The 21272-nt window shown below is 64.5% G+C and carries 17 protein-coding genes; 2 read left to right on the top strand and 15 right to left on the bottom strand.

All coding sequences use genetic code 11. The features are described 5' to 3' along the window. Window positions 1–94 precede the first annotated feature (94 nt). The 10 genes from OZY47_RS02545 to mraZ all read right to left on the bottom strand — a co-directional run bounded on the left by OZY47_RS02545 (window position 95) and on the right by mraZ (window position 11933). A complete protein-coding gene (locus OZY47_RS02545; RefSeq protein WP_277178448.1) occupies window positions 95–1264 on the bottom strand; it encodes a UDP-N-acetylglucosamine--N-acetylmuramyl-(pentapeptide) pyrophosphoryl-undecaprenol N-acetylglucosamine transferase in 1170 nt (389 codons plus the stop codon). Window positions 1265–1396: 132 nt separating this feature from the next. After that, window positions 1397–2788, bottom strand: coding sequence for a putative lipid II flippase FtsW (ftsW, locus tag OZY47_RS02540; RefSeq protein WP_277178446.1), 1392 nt, complete (start codon window positions 2786–2788; stop codon window positions 1397–1399). Then, window positions 2781–4241, bottom strand: a complete 1461-nt coding sequence (gene murD / locus OZY47_RS02535; protein ID WP_277179086.1) for a UDP-N-acetylmuramoyl-L-alanine--D-glutamate ligase — start codon at window positions 4239–4241, stop codon at window positions 2781–2783. The genes ftsW and murD overlap by 8 nt, the downstream gene beginning before the upstream one ends. 100 nt (window positions 4242–4341) lie before the next feature. Continuing rightward, window positions 4342–5445 (bottom strand): phospho-N-acetylmuramoyl-pentapeptide-transferase, encoded by a 1104-nt coding sequence (gene mraY, locus OZY47_RS02530; RefSeq protein ID WP_277178444.1) that lies wholly within the window; start codon window positions 5443–5445, stop codon window positions 4342–4344. Between the two features lie 19 nt (window positions 5446–5464). Further along, window positions 5465–7033, bottom strand: coding sequence for a UDP-N-acetylmuramoyl-tripeptide--D-alanyl-D-alanine ligase (gene murF / locus OZY47_RS02525; protein WP_277178442.1), 1569 nt, complete (start codon window positions 7031–7033; stop codon window positions 5465–5467). A gap of 148 nt (window positions 7034–7181) precedes the next feature. After that, on the bottom strand, window positions 7182–8039 hold the full coding sequence (locus tag OZY47_RS02520) for a UDP-N-acetylmuramyl peptide synthase (protein WP_277178440.1): 858 nt from the start codon (window positions 8037–8039) through the stop codon (window positions 7182–7184). Between the two features lie 57 nt (window positions 8040–8096). Then, complete coding sequence (locus tag OZY47_RS02515; protein ID WP_277179084.1) at window positions 8097–9893, bottom strand: penicillin-binding protein 2; 1797 nt, start codon at window positions 9891–9893, stop codon at window positions 8097–8099. Further along, window positions 9893–10354: a hypothetical protein gene (locus OZY47_RS02510; RefSeq protein ID WP_277178438.1), complete on the bottom strand. Its 462-nt coding sequence runs from the start codon at window positions 10352–10354 to the stop codon at window positions 9893–9895. The genes OZY47_RS02515 and OZY47_RS02510 overlap by 1 nt, the downstream gene beginning before the upstream one ends. After that, the gene (rsmH, locus tag OZY47_RS02505; RefSeq protein ID WP_277178436.1) at window positions 10351–11415 is read right to left on the bottom strand and encodes a 16S rRNA (cytosine(1402)-N(4))-methyltransferase RsmH; all 1065 of its coding nucleotides are present in this window, start codon (window positions 11413–11415) and stop codon (window positions 10351–10353) included. Before rsmH ends, OZY47_RS02510 begins: the two co-directional genes overlap by 4 nt. Then, window positions 11415–11933: a division/cell wall cluster transcriptional repressor MraZ gene (gene mraZ, locus OZY47_RS02500; protein ID WP_277178434.1), complete on the bottom strand. Its 519-nt coding sequence runs from the start codon at window positions 11931–11933 to the stop codon at window positions 11415–11417. Before mraZ ends, rsmH begins: the two co-directional genes overlap by 1 nt. Window positions 11934–12436: 503 nt before the next feature. On the opposite strand from mraZ, the gene OZY47_RS02495 reads away from it, so the two are divergent. Further along, entirely contained in the window at window positions 12437–14716 is a 2280-nt protein-coding gene (locus OZY47_RS02495) for an AAA family ATPase (protein WP_277178432.1), read from the top strand. A 309-nt stretch (window positions 14717–15025) separates the two neighbouring features. Here the strand turns inward: OZY47_RS02495 and nrdR are convergent, their stop codons facing one another. Next, a complete protein-coding gene (nrdR, locus tag OZY47_RS02490) occupies window positions 15026–15481 on the bottom strand; it encodes a transcriptional regulator NrdR (RefSeq protein ID WP_277178430.1) in 456 nt (151 codons plus the stop codon). Window positions 15482–15697: 216 nt separating this feature from the next. Next, window positions 15698–16060, bottom strand: coding sequence for a LysM peptidoglycan-binding domain-containing protein (locus OZY47_RS02485; RefSeq protein ID WP_277178428.1), 363 nt, complete (start codon window positions 16058–16060; stop codon window positions 15698–15700). A gap of 147 nt (window positions 16061–16207) precedes the next feature. Between OZY47_RS02485 and lexA the strand changes: the two genes are divergently transcribed. Continuing rightward, window positions 16208–16909, top strand: a complete 702-nt coding sequence (gene lexA, locus OZY47_RS02480) for a transcriptional repressor LexA (protein WP_277178426.1) — start codon at window positions 16208–16210, stop codon at window positions 16907–16909. Between the two features lie 2 nt (window positions 16910–16911). Here lexA and OZY47_RS02475 read toward each other — a convergent pair whose 3' ends face one another. The 3 genes from OZY47_RS02475 to hflX all read right to left on the bottom strand — a co-directional run bounded on the left by OZY47_RS02475 (window position 16912) and on the right by hflX (window position 21251). Beyond that, window positions 16912–17784, bottom strand: coding sequence for a cation diffusion facilitator family transporter (locus OZY47_RS02475; RefSeq protein WP_277179082.1), 873 nt, complete (start codon window positions 17782–17784; stop codon window positions 16912–16914). Between the two features lie 524 nt (window positions 17785–18308). Next, window positions 18309–19271, bottom strand: a complete 963-nt coding sequence (locus tag OZY47_RS02470; RefSeq protein WP_277178424.1) for an L-lactate dehydrogenase — start codon at window positions 19269–19271, stop codon at window positions 18309–18311. Window positions 19272–19745: 474 nt separating this feature from the next. Continuing rightward, complete coding sequence (gene hflX / locus OZY47_RS02465) at window positions 19746–21251, bottom strand: GTPase HflX (RefSeq protein ID WP_277179080.1); 1506 nt, start codon at window positions 21249–21251, stop codon at window positions 19746–19748. Window positions 21252–21272 lie beyond the last annotated feature (21 nt).

Genomic DNA, 21272 nt, shown 5'->3' with positions numbered 1-21272 from the left:
ACCCGCCAAAACGACGAGAACGGCGGGATTCCTACTCTATTATGAACGAACCCATGGCCTTCGCCCAGGCCTTGGCCGGACTCTCACCAGGCCCTTACGCGGCCTCGCCGGCGAGGCTCAGCACGACCCGCGCCATCTGGTCGGCGGCATCGCGGATGCCGTATTTCCAAGCGGCCTGGCCCATGGCCTCGAGACGCTGGGAATCCGAGAGCAGCGAGGGGACGTTGGCGCGCACCCAATCGGCGGTGAAATCGGCGTTGCCGACCATCAGGCCGCCACCGGCGTCGACCACAGGCTGGGCGTTGAAACGCTGCTCGCCATTGCCGATGGCCAGGGGCACGTAGATGGCGGGCAGACCCACGGCGGCCAGCTCCGAGACCGAACCGGCCCCGGCACGGCATATCACCAGGTCGGCGGCGGCGAAGGCCAGATCGATGCGCTCAAGATATTCGGCGATATGGTAGTCGCCCTGGCCGGCGTGCGCGGGATCGAGGTCGGTGAGCACGTCGGCTCCGACGTTCTGGCTGACGGTCTGGCGGATCTCGTCGCTTTTGCCACGGCCGGTCAGATGGATGACTTGGCAGACCGAAAGCAGGTCGGCGGCGGCTCCCGAGATGGCTCGGTTGAGGCTCACGGCGCCCAACGATCCACCGGTAACCAAGACCAACGGACGGTTGGGATCGACGCCCAACGCGCGGGCGGCCTCGGCGCGCGTGGCGGCGCGGTCCTGAGTGACCTTCTCGCACAACTCGGCGATGGCGGGGCGCAGCGGCAGCCCCACACGGCGCATCTCGGCGTCTTTCGCGGCTTTGAGTCCGGTGCCCTCGTAGGCGGTGCCGATGAACGTGGCCCAGCGGCCGCCGAGCTTGTTGGCCATGCCGGCGCGGGCGTTCTGCTCGTGGATGATGATGGGCAGCCCCATCTTGTGCGCCACCACATAGACGGGCGCGGAGGCGTAGCCGCCGAAACCGACCACCACGTCGGCCTGGCGACGCTCGAGGATGTCGCGCACGCGACGTTGCTCATGGCGCCATTTGCCCGGGAATCGCAGAGCCTGCATGTTCAGGCGTCGGGGGAAGGGAACCTTCTCGACGGTGTCGAGCTCGAACCCGGCCTGCGGCACGAGATCATGCTCCAGGCCGACCTCGGTGCCGACCACGGAGACGGCGGCCTCGGGGTCGATCCGGCGCACGGCCGAGGCGACGCTCAGCAGAGGGTTGACGTGGCCGGCGGTGCCTCCCCCGGCCAATACAATATGCTTCATGTTCCTTCCTCCATGCTCGTCCGTCGACGCGCAACGACGGTCGACGACTTCACATTCAACAAGTCCATACGCCTATATGCCACTTGCATGACCTCGCACGAACGCAAGGCCCGAAAACGGCCTTCGCGGGTCTCACAGGCTCAACGCCAGCGCGTTCGCCTCGATCTGCGGCTGCTCCTTCATCATACTGGTGGCGACGCCCGCCGCGATCAGGCACATCACCAGGCTCGACCCTCCGGCCGAGACGAACGGCAACGGCACGCCCATCACGGGCAGCAGGTCGACGACCACCATGATGTTGACGGCGGCTTGGCCCACGATCCACACGGCGACGCACACCAGCACCATCGAGGCGTAGCGGTCCGCGCTTTTCACCGCGACGACGATCATGCACCAACCCAGCGCGATGAAGAGGATGAGCACGATGACCGCGCCAACGAACCCCGTCTCCTCACCGATGATGGCGAAGATGAAATCGTTGTGGGCCTCGGGCAGGTAGTTCCATTTCTCACGGCTGTTGCCGATGCCGACGCCGAAGAGGCCGCCGGAGGCCATCGCGTACTTGGAGTGCGTGGGCTGGTAGCAGGTCGGCTGCGAGTTGGGGTCGGCGCACAGCTGGGAGAAGGTGAGCACGCGCTTCATGCGGTTGGGGCTCGAAAGCACGAAGAAGGCCACGGCCCCGGCCATCAGCGCGGCGATGGCGAACAGCCACCTCCAGGGGAATCCGCCGGTGACGAAGGCGGCGGCTCCGATGAACAGCAGGATGATGGCGGTGCCGAGGTCGCCGCCCAACATGACGGTGCCGAGGCAGACCAGGAAGACGAAGGCCACGACCAGGTAGCCCTTGAGTCGGTCCTTGGACTCGCGTTTGGCCACGTTCGCCATCGAGGCCGGCATCCAGATGCACAGCGCCAGCTTCATGAACTCCGCGGGCTGCATGGTGAAGCCGCCGATGCCGATCCAGCCCTTGTTGCCGTTGACCTCGATGCCCAGCGGGGTCAGGGTGACCAGCTGCAGCAGGATCGAGGCGCCCACCACCCACAGGGAGAACTTGCGGTAGAGGCTCACGGGGATGTGCATGGCGCCCCAGCCGAGCAGGAGGCCGATCACGCAGTAGAGGCCTTGGGTCAGCGCCTGTTTCCAAGGCGAGAGGCCGTACGAGATCATGGTGACCGACGAGGACGAGAAGACCATCACCACGCCGAAGCAGGTCAGGGCGAGCACGGCCAGGCGGAAGCCGTAATAGCACCACAGGGGGTTCATCAGGCCGCGGATGCCGGTGTAGTCGTTGAGGTCCTCACCACCGTTGGGACCGCCGTTGCGCCCGCCGGTGGGCTTTCGGGAGTTGGCCGCGCGGGTATTGGCTGAGCGGATACCGGACGAACGCGTATTGGCTGAGCGCGCGCTGGACGAACGCGACCCGCGCGTGGACTGGCGAGGCGGCTCGGCGGCACCGCCGCGTGACTGGCGCGACCTGCCCGACCTGCCGCTCGCGCGGCGCCCTCCTGATGACCGGTCAGCCATTGGCACGCACCCATTCGCGCGAGGCCTGGGCGAATTGCGCGCCACGGTCGGCATATGACTTGAACTGGTCCATCGAGGCGCAGGCCGGGGCCATGAGAACCACGTCGCCGGGGGCGACATACTCTCCCGCGGCTTGCACGGCGCGAGCCATCACGGTGGACTTGTCTTGCGGGTCGATGACGGTGACGGGAATGTCGGGCGCGCTGGCCTTGAGCGCCTCGAGCATGGGCTGCTGGTCGACGCCGATGACCACGACGGCCTTGATATTCGGGGCCTGCTTGGCCACAAGGTCCTCGAAATGACCGCCCTTCGCCAGTCCCCCGGCGATCCAGACGACGGACTTCGGCCTGTAGCTGGAAAGCGAGGCGTTGGCGGCGTGGGCGTTGGTGGCCTTGGAATCGTCGACGAAACGGATGTCGCCGTCGTCGCGATGGGCGGCGGCGACGGTCTCGATGCGGTGCCCGCCTGGCGCGAAAAGACGCAGGGCCTCAAGGCAATGACCCGGATCAGCGCCCAAGCCCATCGCCAGGGCGAGCGCGGTGAGAGCGTCGGCCAGCAGATGTGGATAGACGGTGCCGTCGGGCTCGGTGAGATGCGCGAACTCGGTGACCTTGGCCAGGGCGTTGGCAGAGCCGTATGGGGCCCCTGAAAGCCCGCTGGCGTCCACGATCCAGCCGTCCTTGACGCCGATCTGGCCGGCCTGCGGGGCATGCAGGGTGAAACCAATCCTGCGGCAGCCCTCCCCTGTTTCGGCCCGCTCGGCCAGCTTCGTGACCCGCTCGTCGTCGGCGTTGAACACCAGTGCGCGCTGGGCGCGATGGAAGACCTTGGCCTTGTCGGCGGCGTAGTTGGCCATGCCACCATGCCAGTCGAGGTGGTCGGCGGCGATGTTGGTGATGGCGGCGCAGTCGAGCGCCAGCGAGTCGGTGAAATGCATCTGGAAGCTGCTCAGCTCCACGCACAGCGCGTCGTGGGTGGGGTCGGTGGCGGCGAGGCTCACGGATTTGCCGATGTTGCCGACGGCCGGGGCGTCCATGCCGCAATGGGTGAGCATGGCCGAGATCATCTGAGTGGTCGATGTTTTGCCATTGGTGCCGGTGATGCCGATCCATGGCGCGGGGGCGCCGGCGATCCCGTTCTTGGCCGGCACGCGCAAATCCCAGGCGAGCTCGACCTCGCTGATCACGGGGATGCCACGGCGCTGCGCCTCGCGAATGAACGGAGTGCGTGGATTGAAGACGGGCGAGGCCACCACCACGTCGATGGCGCTCCAGTCGATGTCGTCGAAGGAGTGCAGGTCGGCCTCGGGCTTGCGCTCGTCGACGCTCAGCACGCGCCCGGCGCGACCTTGCAGCGCCTCCACCGCACCCTCGCCGGAGACGCCAAGGCCCGCCACCAGGACGGTCTTGCCCTCATAGCTGGCGGTTTCGGCCTGTGCGCGTTTCGTCCTCATCATCGTTCGCTTCCTTATAGCAATTCAGTGTTTGTTCGATATCGCCGGGATATTGATTTGGTATCGGATCTGTATCATCTCAATATCAATCATTTCGGTATCAGTGCAGCAGGCCCGACAGCGAGGCCCAGTTGGTGTAGAAGATCATCACGCCGACCAGCATGAAGATGAACTCGATCATCCAGAAACGCACGACGACCTTCGCCTCGCCCCATCCGCACAGCTCGAAATGGTGGTGGATCGGCGCCATCTTGAAGACGCGCTTGTGGGTGAGCTTGAAGCAGCCGACCTGGATGACGTCGCTCATCGCCTCGATGACGTAGAGCCCGCCGATGATCACGGCGAGGAACTCGGTGTGCGTGGCGATCGAGAGCGCGGCGAAGAGGCCGCCCAGGGCCAGCGAGCCGGTGTCGCCCATGAAGATGGTGGCCGGATTGGAGTTGTACCACAGGAATCCGAAGCAGGCCACGGCGGCGCACGCGGCGATGATCGTGAGGTCCAGCGGGTCGGAGACGGCGTATTGGAATCCGGGCTTGGGACCACCCTTGACGTGGTAGCTCTCCCAGAAGGCGATGACCGTGTAGCCCGCCAGCGAGATCATCGACGAGCCCGCGGCCAAGCCGTCCAGGCCGTCAGTCAAGTTGACGGCGTTGGTCCATGCGGTCATCAGGAAGTTGACCCAGATGACGAAGATGACGATGGCGATGGCGCGGCCGGCGAAATCAAAGCTGAAGAAGGGGTGCTCGATGAAGCTCATACCCGGCTGGGCGCTGGAGAAGCCGGATTTGGTGGGCATCATCAGCGCGAGCACGGCGTAGATGGTGGCGAAGACGAACTGGCCGAAGAACTTGCCGCCCACGCTCAGCCCCGTGTTCTGCTTCTTGCGCACCTTGGCGAAATCGTCGATGAACCCAAGCAGCCCCATCGACACCATCGCGAAGAGCACCAGCACGGCCGACCACGAGATATGCTCGCCGCGCGTGAGGTAGCGGTAGGCCGCGGAGACCCCCCAACCGAGGATGACGGCCAGGTTGATGACCACGCCACCCATCGTCGCCGTGCCGCGCTTGACCAAGTGCGATTGCGGGCCGTCCTGGCGGATGTACTGGCCGTAATGCAGCCGGTGCACCAGTCGGATCATCAGTGGCGTCCCCGCCATGACTACCAGCAGCGAGACCAGGATGGCGATGATGAGGGAGATCAATGTTCCAGCTCCACTTTCCTTATTTCTTGTTCTTTTGCGTGTCGGCCCAACGATCCGCCAACGAGGAGAGGCCCGAGACGTGCGACCCTTTGAGCAGCACCACCGTCTGGCGGTGCTCCCGCGCGGAACGGCAGACCTCGCGGTCCGCCTCATCGACATTATGCACCCATCGCACCACAACGTGGGTGTCGTCTTGCTTGTTGGCCTGCTCGGCGCCTTGTGCCAAGGCCTGGGCCAGCGCGTCGAAATGTCTGCCGCCCTCGCTTCCCACGGCCACGATCTCGTCGAGGCCGAGGCCCGCCGCGTACTGGCCGATCTGGGCGTGCAGGCGTTGCTCGTCGTCGCCGAGCTCGAGCATCACGCCGAGCACCGCGATGCGGTAGGGGCGCTCCTCTTTCTCATCGGCGTCGGCGCCAGCGTTGGCGTTGGCTTCGTCGTTTTCCTCGCTGTGCCAGGCGGCCAGTCCGTCGAGGCCGGCACGCGTGGAGTCGGGGTTGGCGTTGAAGGAGTCGTCGATCAGCGTGAACGTCGCGCCGTCATGATCGACCGTGGAGATGGCCATCCGGTGCGGGCTGATGCGCCGCACATCCGCCAGCCCCTCGGCGATCGCCTCGGCGCTCATGCCGAAATAGTGGGCCACGGTGGACGCGGCGAGGGCGTTGATGACGTTGTGGGCGCCGCTGATGCCAAGCGTCACGTCGGAACGTGCGCCGTCGGGCAGGACCAGCGTGAATTCGGGATGGTCCAGATCGTCGACCTTGACGTCGGCGCAGCGCACCATGCCGGAGCCGTCGACCTTATTATCATTGCCTGCATTATCGTCGCCAAGTCCGAACCACAGCACCTTGCCGGACGCCAGACTCTGCATGGCCGCCACACGCTGGTCTCCGGCGTTGAGTACAGCCACGCCATTAGGCACCAGACCCCGTACGATCTCGCTTTTGGCCTGCGCGATGCGCTCCACGGATCCGAACTCGCCCAAGTGGGCGACGCCGACCTTGAGCACCACCGCCAGATCGGGCGGCGCGATGCGGGTGAGCCCGGCGATCTCGCCGACGTGGTTGGCGCCCATCTCGGCGATGAAGAACCTGGTGCCGGCACCCACCTTGAGGGCCGTGAGGGGCAGGCCGATGTCGTTGTTGAACGAGCCGACCGGCGCGACCGTGGGCGCGAGCTTGGAGAGCAGGGAGTTGAGAAGATCCTTGGTGGTGGTCTTGCCCACCGATCCGGTGATGCCGATGATGGAGAAATCCGAGCCGAGCGCGCGGCGCTTGTCGATGTTATGGCGGGCGAGCAAACCAAGCGCCTTGACGGTGTCGCTGACCACGATCTGCGCGATGCCATCGGCCCCGGCAACCTCATGCTCCACCAGCGCCGCCACGGCACCCTTCGCCGCGGCCCCGGCCACGAAGTCATGGCCGTCCACCCGCTCGCCGGCTATCGCCACGAACACGGAGCCTCGCGTCAGCTGGCGCGAGTCGCTGAACACGGAGGTGGCCACGGCCTCGTCCGCCGCCCCACGTCCGTCCGCGCCGGCGATCGAGCCATGCACGGCCTCGGCGATCTCGGCCACCGTCATCGGCATCATAGGAATTCCTCCATCCTTGTCGTCTCCCCGATATTGCTCGGCAAGTCCTCAAATACAAAGTCCGTCAATATCATACGGGACCATCAACCAAGCGCCATATGGTGATGTCGCCAAAACCGATAGCCAACCGACACCGAAGCCAAATCCCTCACCGCAGCTCCCTCGAGACCCGCAGCGCGTTGCGGATGTTGCCGCGCTTCACCCCGGCCGAAAGCGCCATCGCGATGCACAGCGAAAGCCGCTTCTGCGACTGCCATTCGTGGCTCGGCGAACCCTGGCTGGCAAGCCAACCGGATTCCTCGCTGCAGGTGACCAGGCCCACGCCCTGCCCGGCCGTGAACCCGTAGCGATCACGGGTCTCGTCGAAGCGGGCGGTGGCCTCGGATTTGTCGAGCTTGTCGATGGTGCCCAGCACGTCCACCGTCACGCCGTTGAGGGCGCCCGGGGCCAGGGTCTGCTCGTCGACGGCGATCACCATCGCGGCCACCCCGTCCTCCGAACTGACCGCCAGCGCATGCTGCACGTCGAAGATGCCGGCCGGATAGTCCATCTGCAGGCCGCGTTCCATCGAACTCGAGCCTGACTGGCTGATCACCCCCACCGGGTTGCCGAGCATATGCAAAAAGTCCGCCAGACGCACCACGTCGGCGTGCGTCTCGTCGGGGTCGGAACCGCACACGGCGAAAATCGCCAGGGTGTTGGAGGGTGAGCCGGCGATGCGCGCGGCCATGTTCCCCAAGGTGGCCGCATCGGGCTCGCCCAGCATCAGCGGGATGCCGATGGCCGAGGCCTCGCCTCGCAAGGCGTGGGGCACCAGCGCCGCATAAGCCCCGTTTGTGGCGGCCAGCGCCAGCGCGCCCGCGTCGACGCCGTCGTCATCTGGCACGTAAAGCGCCCCGGGACGTACGGAATCGGGGATGTCGGCCAACGAGGTGACGGTCACCGATTGGGCGAAGCGCGGCTCGAGGTCGAAGCCATAATGGCTGGCCAGATGACCCAACGTCATCCGTTGTGACATTGATTCGTCAACAGCGCTCATACCTGCATGCCCTCTCGCTCGTACTCACCACTGCACCGGAATAGCACCCTTTCGCGGTGCGGAGTTGGGAACCTCATACTTCTGCATAAGGAATTCACCGATTTGCTTGAACAGCGGGCCGCTGGTCATGCCGCCCAGGCTGCCCTGCGGGTTGCTCATCACCACGGTGACCACGAAACGTGGGTTGTCGGCCGGCAGGATGCCCGACCAATCGCTGATGATGGAGGAAAGCTTGCCGTCGCCGCCGCTGACCTCGGCGGTGCCGGACTTGGCCGCCACGCGGTAGCCGTCGACGCCCGAGAACTGCTGGTAGTGCTCGGCCGAGGACTCCATCGCGTCGAGCAGCTGCGTGTTGGCCTGGTGGTCGATCACCCGCCTGCCCGGGGTCTTGGCCGGCGCGTTCTCATGGCCGTCGGGGTCGGTGACCGTCTTGATGATGGAGGGCTTCTGATAAACGCCGTCGTCGGCCACGGTGGCGATGGCGTTGGTCAGCTGCAGCACGTTGGTCGCGTAGCCCTGGCCGAAGAGGATGGTGTCGCGCGTACGCCCGTCCCAGCTCTGCGGGCCATGCAGGGTGCCCTGCGACTCACCCGGCAGGTTGAGCCCGGTGGGCTGGCCGATGCCGAACTTGGTGAGGTAGTCGTAGCGCTCGGCGCTGGTGTATTTGTCGGAGGCCATCACCATGCCCACGTTCGAGGATTCCTGCAGGATGCCGGCCATCGTCCAGTTGGAGACGGGATGCGGCAGCACGTCCTTGAAGACCTGCCCGTTCTTGTCCATGCGGTCGGGCACCTGGAACTTGTCGGACATCTGGTGCAGGCCGGTCTGCATGAGTCCGGCCATCGAGAAGACCTTGCCGATCGAGCCGGGCTCGAAGGTCTGGCTCACCGCGCGGGAGACGTTGAGCTTGGCCTGGTCGCTGCCCGCCTCGATCTCGTCGGAATCGTCCAGGGCGACGATCTGGTGGGTGCGCGTGTCCTCGACGGCCGCGATGGCCCAGTCCGCGCCATACTTCTGCTTGCCTTCGACCAGGACCTTCTTGACGTACCAATCCACGTCCGCGTCGATGGTCAGCTTCACATCGCTGCCATCACGCGCCTGCACGGACTGTGATTGCGTGCCGGGGATCTCCACCCCGCCGTTGCCCTGCTGGTAGACCTTGTAGCCGTCCTTGCCGGCCAATTCGCCGTTCTCGAGCTGCTCCAAACCGGCCACGCCGGCGCTGCTGTCGTCGACGCCGCCCAGCAGCGCCCCCATCATCGTGCCATTGGCGTAGACCCTGTTCTGGCAGAGCTGGCCCTGCACCACGTCGCCGAGGTTGAGCTTCTCGATGGCGCGCTTGACGTTGGGTTCGACGTTGCGCTTGAGCACCGCGTAATGCCCGCCGACCGAAAGCTTGGCGCCTATCTCCATGGAGCTCATGCCGAGCACCGGGGCGAGCATGCGTCCCACGGCCGCCGCGCCCTTGACGCCCACGGGCTTGCCGTCGATCTGGTGGCAGTTGCCCTGGGTCTGCGGGGTGCAGTCGATGGGCTCGAAGCTCTGGGCGGCCTCCGGGTCGCCGATGATGGTGTAGCGCTCGACGCTCTGCGAAAGCACGGCCCCGTTGGCGTCGAGGATCTTGCCGCGCCTGGCCCCCACGGGCACCTTGAGCGTGCGCCCGGCGGTGGCGGCCTCGGCCGTGGACTTGCCGTTGAGCAGCTGGATGCTCGCCAGCTGCCCGAAGCACCAGACGAACAGCATCGCCAGCACCACGCCGATGACGACGCAGCGGAAGGCGAACTGCCTGGTCCTGACGAAATTGACAAGCCGGGGAACCATCATTGGGCCCCTTGCGAGGGTTCGTAGCCCTCAAGGTCGACGGAGACGGAACCCTGCTGCGGCACCATGCCCATCTTCTGCGCCTTGTCGGGCAGGCTGGCCTGCAGGCGGTCGAGATTGGCCTGGTCGTCCTCGATGTCCTGGTTCAACCTGACGATGTTGCTCTGCACCTGCGTCTGCTCGAAGGAGTTCTGCGCCATCAGGGTGCGGAATCCGAGCGAGACGAGCACCGAGGCCAGCAGGAAGGCGACCACGAGGATGATGTGCATGGCGGGCACCGTCCTGCCCTGCACCCACTTGGAGAAGACGCCGAACTTGGAGGAGAGGCTCTCCTCGTTCTCCCTCTCCTTGTCCGCGTCGACCAACTTGAGCTTGGGGCGCGATGGAGCGGCGTATGGCTCGTGCTCGCGGCCCGCCGGGGCCACGTTGGAACGTACCGTTCTTGCTGTTGCGGCCATCATGCCCTCCCTCTCGCGTTGTTACGTGTGATTTCGAAATTGCCTTCGTGACCCGTTCCGCGCGCCTGTTCGGCGAACGTCTTGCGCCACCGGGGCGGCACCGGCCTTTTCAGGCGGACCCCCCGCAGCCTCACCGAGGCGGAACGCGGATTGCGTTCCAGCTCCTCGTCGTCGGCCTTCACCGCCCCACGCGTCAGCTCCGCGAAGAACGGCTTGGCGTCCTCGGGCACCACCGGCAGGTCGGCGGGCGCGTCGACGCGCAGGCCCTGGGCCATGAACGTCTTGACCGTCCGGTCCTCCAGAGAATGGTAGGACTCGACCACCAGCCGGCCGTCGAGCGCCAGATGGTTGGCGATCTGCGGCAAGGTGAGGGCGAGCTTGTCCAGTTCGCCGTTGACCTCGATGCGCAGCGCCTGGAAGACGCGTTTGGCCGGATTACCTTTGGCGCGGTGGGATTTCGGCACCACCTGGTCGACCAGCTCGTTGAGCTGACGAGAGGTCGTCAGGGGTTCGGCGTCGCGCCGCTCCACGATCTCGCGGGCGATGCGGCGGGCGAAGCGCTCCTGGCCGTAATCCTTGAAGATCCTCGTCAGCGCGGCCTCGGAATAGGTGGCGAGCACGTCGGCGGCGTCAAGATCCTGGGTGGTGTCCATGCGCATATCGAGCGGGGAATCGTGGGAGTAGGAGAATCCGCGGTCGGTCTCGTCGATCTGCAGGCTCGAAAGCCCCAGGTCCATGAACGCGGCGTCGATCTTGTCGAGTCCAAGCGAGGCGAGCACGTCGTCGAATTCGTCGAACGCGGCGTGCACCGGGGTGAACCTGTCGGCCAGGCCCAGCTCGGAGACGCGCTCCCCCGCCAATCTCAGGGCCTCGGCGTCACGATCGATGCCGATGAGCCTGGCGTTCGGAGCGGCCTTGAGGAAGGCGGTGGCGTGACCGGCCAGGCCGAGGGTGCAGTCGACCACGACGCTGCCCGGCTTCTCGAGCGCGGGGGCGACAAGGGCCACGCAATCCCTCAACAGGACGGGCTGGTGGATGTTGCTCAGGTCTTCTAGTTGCGCCATCACCACTCCATCGCCGGCAATACGTCATCGGCTATGTCGGAATAGCCGTCTTCTTTCTCGGCCAGGTAGGTCTCCCAGGCCTGCCTGTTCCAGATCTCGGCGCGCGTGCCCACGCCGATCACCACGATGTCGTCGCCGAGGTTGGCGTAGTCACGCAGCATCTGCGGCACCAGCACGCGCCCCTGCTTGTCGGGGTCCTGGTCGACGGCGCCGGAGAGAAAGACACGCAGGTATTCGCGGGCCGCCTTGTTGCCCATCGAGGTGCGCTGGATCTGCATGGCGATGCGGCGGAACTCGCTTTGCGGCAGAAGGTAGACGCAACGTTCCTGGCCACGGGCCATCACCATGCCCTCGCCCAGCTGGCCGCGGAACTTGGCCGGCAGGGCCATGCGTCCCTTCTTGTCCATCTTGGGCGTGTAGGTGCCGAGCAAAAGCGGTATCACGGGGGTGTTTCGCCCGGCTTCGGCAGTGGGGTCGGCGAGGCCGCCATGCAACGTCTGGTCGTCAGACTCAGCCATGCCCACCCCCTTTGTTGTGATAGATTTCGATATCTAGTTCACCACTTTACCCCACCTCTCACCATTTTCCCCCACTAAAACACCAAAAAATCATTTTTTTGAGAAAAATCGTTCTCTTCGGCGTTTTTCTTGACGTCAAATTGTGGACATACCGCCGCATCGTCAAATAAACATGGCTCGGAAAACGCCGATTGTATGACGCCGAAAGCCTTGCACCCGCTTTCTTTTCGCCGTACTACATTTTTGATGGCCGATGGCAAATCGTGGCAAATCCAATATGTTTACGCATGTTGTGATATATGCCCTACATATCGATACCAGTTTGTCCAAAACCGCGCCCCGCATGCCTGCGAATCGCCTCTTCGAACGTGTCACGGCCCAACTGCATGACACGCTGGACACCGCGCCATGCGGGCTTATCCACCAGCACAATCCCGGCTTTCCGGTAGGGCCAAAGCGGTATATTGGTATGCCTGAAGTTTGCCAATAAAAGGGAATCACGTATGTCGAGCTACTCCTCACAAATCGCCGAAGAACAGCGGGCCGTCACCCATGCCTACAACCGGCTTGACGACCTGCGCGCCCAGACGAAACAGCGCCTGGACACGGTTCGCGCGGCGGGCGCCCACGGCTCGCCGACCATGCGCACCGAACGCGACTCCTTCGCCACCCTCTACGAGGACCGTCTCACCCAGCTGCGCGCCGTGGAGGACCGGCTGGTCTTTGGCCGCATCGACGACACGACGGGCAAGAAGCGTTACATCGGACGCGTGGGGCTTTCCAGCGCGGAGCACGAGCCGATCCTCACCGACTGGAGGGCCGAGGCTGCGCGCCCGTTCTACGAGGCGACGCCCTCGCACCACGGCGACATCGTGATGCGCCGGCACCTGACGCTGAGCTTCCGCGAGGTGGTGGGCATCGAGGATGAGGTGCTCGACGTCGACTCCGAGCAGGTGGGGGCCGCCGAGGAATCCGGAACGTTGACCGGCGAGGGCGCGCTCATCGCCTCTCTCAACTCCAAGCGCACCGGCAAGATGACCGACATCGTGGCCACCATCCAGGGCGAGCAGGACCGCATCATCCGCGCCCCGCTCGACCGCGTCACCGTGGTGCAGGGCGGGCCGGGCACCGGCAAGACCGCCGTGGCGCTGCACCGCGCCGCATACCTTCTCTACACCCACCGCCGCAAGCTGGAACGTTCGGGCGTGCTCGTCGTCGGCCCCAGCTCGGCGTTCCTGCGCTACATCGACCAGGTGCTCCCCTCGCTGGGCGAGACGGGCGTGGTCTCGCGGACCATCGGCGACCTCGTCCCCGGCTTCAACGTCACCGCCACCGACAGCCCGCACACCGCGGCGCTCAAGGGCGAGCGGCGCATGGCCGAGGCGGTGGCCAACGCCGTGGCCGCCCGCGTGCGCGTGCCCGCCAACCTGCCCCAAGTCAAGATCAACGGCATCACGGTGCCGATGCGCAAGGCCGACATCCTGCAGGCCCAGGGCGACGCCCGACGCACCCGCTTCCCGCACAACAAGGCGCGCGAGACCTTCGTCAAAAGCATGCTCTCGATCATGCGCAACCGCTACGTCGAGCAGCTTGACTACACGCCCGAGCAGTCCGAGATCAGCGACGCGGCCATGCAGCTCAAGCTCAACGACGACATCCGCCGCACCCTGAACCTCGCGTGGCTGCCAATGACCGCGCCGTGGCTGATCGACCAGATGTTCGCCAAGCCCGCGCAATTGCGGCGGTTCGCGCCATGGCTCTCCGACGACGACGTGCGCGCGCTCACCCGGCCGAAGGGCTCGCCGATGACCGTCTCGGACGTGCCGCTGCTCGACGAGGCGATGGAACTGCTGGGGCCCGACCCCAAGGAGTCCGCGCGTCTGGCGGCCGCCAAGGCCAAGCGCGCCGAGGAGGAGCAGTTCGCCAAAGACACGTTGGCGCAGGCCGGCATCGGCTCGGGCATCGTCACCTCATCGATGCTGCTCGACAACATTAACGGGGTGGACGCCGAGGACATCGCGCGGCGCGCCTCCAGCGACAGGGAGTGGACCTACGGCCATATCGTGGTCGACGAGGCGCAGGAGCTCACCGCCATGGACTGGCGCATGCTGATGCGGCGCTGCCCCTCGCGCTCCTTCACCATCGTCGGCGACGTGGCCCAGACCTCGGCTTTGGGCGGCACGCATCGTTGGGACAAGACGATGGACAGACTGTTCGGCCCCGACGGCTGGGACCTCAACGAGCTGACCATCAACTACCGCAACCCGCGCGAGGTCTCCGACCTGGCCTCCGGGTTCGCCCGCGACGAGGGACTCTATATCTCCACGACCAAGGCCGTGCGCTCCGTGCCCGATTCGGTGATCCGGCGGGAATGCGCCGACCAAGAGGAGCTCAAGGGCGCGACCGTGCGCGAGGCGCTGCGTCTGGCCGGAGAGTTCACCGGCGACGACGGCACCGGGCGTGTCGCCGTCATCGCCCCCGACGGGATGGTCGCGCCGCTGCAGGGCCTTATCGACGAGGCACTTCGGGAGGACGGCAACGAGGAGTTGGGCCAGCGGCTGGAATCGCAATCCGGGGCCGACCGGCAGCTGGGGGTCTACGACACCCAGGTCATCAAGGGCCTTGAGTACGACGCGGTCGTGGTGGTGGAGCCCGGGCTCATCATGGAAGGTGCGCCTTCGCGGCTTTCCGCGGCGGCCGACCTCTATGTCGCCATGACCCGACCCACCCAGCGTCTGGTCATCATGCAGAGCGCCGACGACCGTCGTGAGATGGAATTCTGACAGCCATCCGAAATATGGACCACGAATAAGGTCGGAGCCCTGGCTGGTTAGCGCGGGATTCCGACCTTTTCATCACAAAACACAAACCATAAGATAAAACCAAAAACACGGCATAAGGCTGTTCAGAGAAATGGCCTAGGCGTAATCCATGTACCGGCAATGCCTAGCACGGCACACAATATTGTTTCGGCCTGATGCCACTCGGATTCATATGGATGACGGCGATTGTGCGCGACGACATGCATTGCTCTGCGCTAACGCTGCGGCAACCTCATGGCCACGGCTATGCGAAGGTAAATCAATCGCGGATTACTCGCCGGCCTTGTCGCGCTTGAGATCGTCGATGGCGTGCTGGAAGTCGTCAAGCCCGTTGAAGTTCTGGTAGACACTGGCGAACCGCAGATAGGCCACCTCGTCGAGGTCTTTGAGCGGATTGAGGATCGCCTTGCCGATGTCCTCGGATTTGACTTGTGCGGCGCCCTGGCTACGCAGATCGTCCTCGACCTTCTGCCCCAGCTGCTTCAGCGCGTTCTCGTCGATCGGCCTGCCCTGGCACGCCTTGCGTACCCCGTTGATCACCTTGTCACGGTCGAACGACTCCACGCCGCCGGAACGCTTGGTGACCAGCAGCATCGTGGTCTCGATGGTGGTGAAGCGCTTGCCGCATTTCGGGCACTCGCGGCGCCTGCGGATGACATGGCCGTCCTCACCAATACGGGTGTCGACGACCTTGGTATCGGAATTCTGGCAAAAAGGACAATGCATACAACAACAATAACGTAATGCTGCGAAAATTAATTAGACACTCCGCATGTCTCGTCCGAGCCGAGCGCGAACCGCATACATTGCCCTCATCGGCTCGCGCAGATGATTACCAGAATCACGACGAACCGTCATCACCCGACGCCAAGCTAAGCCAATCCAATCAGACAACACCGAGGAGGACCAACATCATATGGGATGTCCGATTACCGACCTATCTCAGCCCTGCTCGGGGACGACGATGGTCTGCCCGGCGACGAGCTTCGTGGAGTGCATGTTGTTGAGGGTCATGAGCATATCGACCGTCTTGGAGACGTTCTTTCCCTTGGGCGTAATCGACTGGGCGCAGGACCACAACGTGTCGCCGCGTTTGACCGTGTAGCTCACCGTCGGCACGCTTTCCAAATTGGACGTGGCGTCTTGCGGCTGCGCCGACTGCCATCCACACCACATCACCAGCCCCGCCAACAGCGTGACCGCCGCCTTCATCAACGTCTTGCCCAGCGGCTGGCGGTGACGCGACTGCGCGCCGGACCTGCGAGCCACCGCCGTGGGCATTGCCTGAATCGCCGAACTTGTCATCTTCAACCCTCTTTCGAACAGATGTTCTTTCGAACGTATGTTCTAGAGTAGCACATCTGTTCGAATTTAGCGACACCACAATCGAACATCTGTTTGATTTTCTTGGCGAAAACGGTTATGCTTAAGGCAAACACGAAAGGAACTCCCGTGAGCAGCTTCATTCCCAACACGAGCGCATCGCCGTCCGAAAGCCGTCTGACCGACCGGCAGCGCAAGGTGCTCGACGCCATCCGCCATCATGTCGCCGAATTCGGCTTCGCGCCGTCGTTCCGGGAGATCGGCGAGGAGGCCGGGCTCAAGAGCCCTTCCTCGGTCAAGCACCAGCTCGAGGTCCTTGAGGAGAAGGGCTACCTGCGCATGAACGCCAACAAGGGCCGCGCCATCGAGCTTGTGGAAGAGGAATCGAATGTCGGCCAGGGCTCGGTCAGCATGATGGCCTACTCCTCCAACCGCGTCCCCGACGAGGCGATCGACGAGTCGCGAGACATCCCCCTGGTCGGCAGGATCGCCGCGGGCACGCCCATCACGGCCGAGCAGCACGTCGAGGACGTCATGCGTCTGCCCGAGCGGCTGACGGGCACCGGCACACTGTTCATGCTTGAGGTCCACGGCGATTCCATGATCGACGCGGCCATCTGCGACGGCGACTTCGTGGTCGTGCGCGAGCAGTCCGAGGCCGAGAACGGCGATATCGTCGCGGCGCTGCTCGACGGCGAGGCCACGGTGAAGACCTTCCGCAAGGAGAAGGGCCACATCTGGCTCATGCCCCACAATCCGGCCTATTCCCCCATCGATGGCACCTACGCCACGGTCATGGGCAAGGTCGTCACGGTGCTGCGCAAAATCTGAACCTAGCGGTGCACCTGGTCATGGGGTTCCGCGTCGAATCCCTCCGGCTCCAGCTGGAACGTGGTGTGCGGGATGGACACCGCGAAATGCCCGGCGAGGCAGCTGTGCAATTGCTTGAGTATCTGCGCGCCCTGCTCCATCGTCAATCCCGGCTTCACGACGACGTGGGCGGTGAGGATCGGCATGCCGGTGGCCACGGTGGAGGCGTGCACATCATGCACGGCGACCACATGCTCGACGCTTTCCATATGCCGGCGAACCTCATCCAAGTCAAGCCCCTCGGGGGTCTCCTCCAATAGCACCTTCACGGCGCCCTTCATCAGCTTGAACGACCTGGGCATGATGAGGATGGCGATGAACGCGCCGGCCACGGCGTCGAATCCGTCCCATCCGCTCACCATCATCACCACGGCGGAGACCACCACCGAGAGCGAGCCGAGTGCGTCGTTCATGGTCTCCAAAAAGGCCGCGCGCATGTTCATGTTGTCTTTGTGCTGGCCCGAAAGGATGAGGACGGAGGCCACGTTGCACAGCAAGCCGAGGATGCCGAAACCGAGCAGCATCCCGACGCTTTGCACCTCGCCGTCGGCCCGCCCCGCCAGGCGCAACACCGCCTCCACCAGCGCGTAGACGCCGACGATCATCAGCACCAGGGCGCCGAGCCCAGCGGTGATCGGCTCCAGCCGAGCCCACCCCCAGGTGCGCTCGTTGTTGGGTTTGCGCCGCATGAGCACGGCGGTGATGGTGGAGGCCGCAAGCACGGCGACATCGGTGAGCATGTGGGCGCAGTCGACCAGCAGGGCCAACGAGCCGGTGATCACCGCGCCGATGACCTCGACCAGGAAAATCGTCAGGGTGAGGCCCAGCGTGATCATAAGCCTGGTCTGATGCCCCTTCGCCTTCGAATCCCCGCTTACATCTTGCGACGTCGGATTCGGCTTTTCGGATTCCATATCCGTCCTTCCGTCTTCCCTGATTCACGAACGAACCCACCGTCATCAGGCGGCGTCCAAGCCCGCCCGGCAGCCGGTATACAATTTGTTCGCACACCCCTTGTCAACAGCCACTATACCGGCCGAAACCCAAGCGAACATTGGATTTTCCTACTCAGAGCCGAAGGCCAAGCCACTCGCACATAATTGTTCGTTTCAGCGGTTTCTTGACACTAAAACCGACAATCCTTCTCATTGTCAGCTTCGCCGGTTCACGATGGAAACCGAGGGTAAGCGGATACCTAAAAAAGACTTTGCAGATACGACGATGCCGCCAGCGACACGAAGGAAGCGGACGGCATGCCAGTCAGTCAATCAATCAGCTAGGTCAGCTAGACCAATCAAACCAATCAGCCAATCGAATAATCGGCGAACCAGCCAACCAGCAACTGATATATAAAACCAGCTCAGAACCCGAACTGCGCGACGGTGGCCTTGAGCGTCTCGGCCGAACGCCTGAGCGCGGCGAGCTCGCGGTCGGAGACCGGCGTGTTGATATGCGAGTTGACGCCGTCACGGTTCATCAGGGTTGGCACCGACATGCACACGTCGCTGATGCCGTGGAAGTCGTTGAGCCACGAGGAGACCGGCAGGATGCGGTTCGTGTCGTTCAGAATCGATTCGATGATGTCGACGCCCGACATGGCGATGGCGTAGTTGGTAGCGCCCTTGCCCTCGATGATGCGGTAGGCGGCGTTCTTCACCTCGCGGTGGATCTCCTCGCGCTTCTCGGCGTCGAGCGGCTCGTGGCCGGGCAGGGCCTTCCAGTCGCACATCGACACGCCGCCGATGGTGGCCGAGGCCCACAGCGGCACCTCGGAATCCCCATGTTCGCCGGCGATGTAGGCGTGCACGTTCTTGACGTTGACGCCGGTCTGCTGGCCGATGAGGAAGCGCAGACGCGCGGAGTCGAGGTTGGTGCCCGAGCCGAACATCTGGTTGGCGGGCATGCCCGAAAGCTTCAGGGAGACCTGCGTGACCACGTCCACCGGGTTGGTGATGAGCATGTAGATGGCGTTGGGGGCCACCTTCACCGCGCCGGGGATGATGGATTTCATGATGTCGATGGTGGCGCCGGCCAGGTCGAGCCTGGTCTGCCCCGGCTTCTGGCGCGCGCCGGCGGTGATGACCACCATGTCGGCGTCGCGGCAGATCTCGATGTCGTCGGAGCCCTGGATGGAGACGGACGGGTAGAAGCTGGAGCCGTGCTGCATGTCGAGCACCTCGGCCTCCACGCGCTCCTTGTTGACGTCCTCGAGCACAATCTCACGGGCGACGCCGCGCTGGGCGGCCGAGAAGGCGAGGGTGGAGCCGACGGCGCCGGCCCCGATAATGGCAAGTTTTGTAGGTTTGATTGTGGAATTCATCATGTTTTCATTCCCCTGTCCACACATGAACACTCGAGAAGGCATGGGGTCGCCATGTAGTCTCATCATTGTGATTCGCCGCCCCACACCGCGAATCCTAACGCGGGGAACCATTGCCGGCCGACATCCAATCTGACGAAACTTCATATCGGCGCAATGGCACGCTCGAGGGCGACATTGCTCAGCCTAACAGGAGGTCCCCATAAATGTGACGTACACCTCATATTAGGCATTGGGCGGATAAGTGTCGAGCGTTCATGGCCGATAACGGATGACGCGAAACCCAAGGAAACGGGCCGAAAACCATCTCTCATACGGGCGATTGGCGTTGACGTTGGCGTGTCGCCGATGAGCGTCTCGTTATTCCGAGAGCTGAGTTTCGAGCGAATTCACCGCGATCTCGAGCGGCCCCACACGATCACCAGCGTCTCACCAACACCTCAACGAAACCGAAACCGAGACCAAGACCCGGAGCACTCAGGCCTGGTCGATGGCGGCGTCCATCACCTGCGCGGCAAGGCGCGAGTCGACGTCGGCCTCGAGCTCGACGCCCTCGTTGCGCCAATCGACCTTGTCCACCTTGCCGTATTCCCTGACGCGGGAGAGCAGCGAGCCGGCTGAATAGGGCAGCAACGCGTGCACATGCACCTGCGGGGTCGGCAGGAACGCCTCGACAGCCTCACGCAACTCGTCGTCTCCCCTGCCGGTGGCCGCCGAGACGATATGTGATTCTGGGCGCAGCCGCTTGAGCCTGCCCAACACCGACTCATCGGTGCGGTCGGCCTTGTTGAACGCGAGAATGCGCGGGATGTCGGCGGCACCGGGGATGTCGGCGAGCACGCCGTTGACCGCGTCCACCTGCGCGAAGGGATCGGGGAACGAGGCGTCGACCACGTGCAGGATGAGGTCGGCCTGGCCCACTTCCTCGAGCGTGGATTTGAACGCCTCGACCAACTGGGTGGGCAGTCGGCGCACGAAACCGACCGTGTCGACGTAGGCGTAAAGCCTGCCGTCCTTGGCCTTGGCGCGTCGCACCGCCGTATCGAGCGTGGCGAACAGCGCGTTCTCCACCAGCTCGCCCGAGCCGGTGAGACGGTTGACCAGCGAGGATTTGCCGGCGTTCGTATAGCCCACCACAGCCACCGTGGGCAGCCCATAGCGCTTTCTGGCTCCGCGCTTGACCTCGCGGGCGGGGGCCATGGCCTTGATCTGGCGCTTGAGCCGGGCGATGCGGGTTCGAATGACGCGGCGGTCAAGCTCAATCTGCGTCTCGCCGGGGCCACGCGAGCCGATGCCGCCGTTGACGCCCGCCGCCTGGCCGCCGGCCTGGCGGGAGAGCGAGCCGCCCCAGCCACGCAGCCTGGGGAGCATGTATTCGAGTTGCGCCAACTCCACCTGCGCCTTGCCTTCGCGGCTGGTGGCGTGCTGGGCGAAGATGTCGAGAATGACGGCCGTGCGGTCGATGACCTTGACCTTGGTGACGTCCTCGAGGGCGCGGCGCTGGCTGGGCGCGAGATCGTCGTCGACGATGATGGTGTCGGCCTCGTTCTGGGCCACGATGCCGGCGATCTCCTTGGCCTTGCCACGGCCCACATAGGTGGCCGCGTCGGGCTTCGCGCGCTGCTGCAGCACGCCGTCGCACACCTCGGCGCCCGCCGTCTGGGCCAGCGCCGCCAGCTCGCGCAGCGATTCCTCGGCCTGCGCCGCCGTGGTCACCGCGCTCGACCAGACTCCCACCAGAACGACCCGTTCGAGGCGCACCTTGCGGTATTCGACGTCGCTGACGTCCTGCATCTCGCCGAGGCCGGCCACATGCTTGAGCTCGTTGCGCGACTCGCGCTCATGCCATTCCTCGGCCCCCGGAGCCTCCGCGCCATCCGCCTGCTCCTGCAGGATCTCGGAGCGTCGCCCCAGCACCTCGTTCTGCACGGATTCACGCTCATCCTCACCGTCGCGCTCGAGCCCGAGCCCGTCATCGCCCATATCGTTCGCCAATAAGCCAAC

Source organism: Bifidobacterium sp. ESL0790, assembly GCF_029395435.1.
Lineage (GTDB): Bacteria > Actinomycetota > Actinomycetes > Actinomycetales > Bifidobacteriaceae > Bifidobacterium.
The sequence above is the reverse complement of the archived record's forward strand: the minus strand, read 5'-3'. Positions and strand labels throughout refer to the sequence as shown.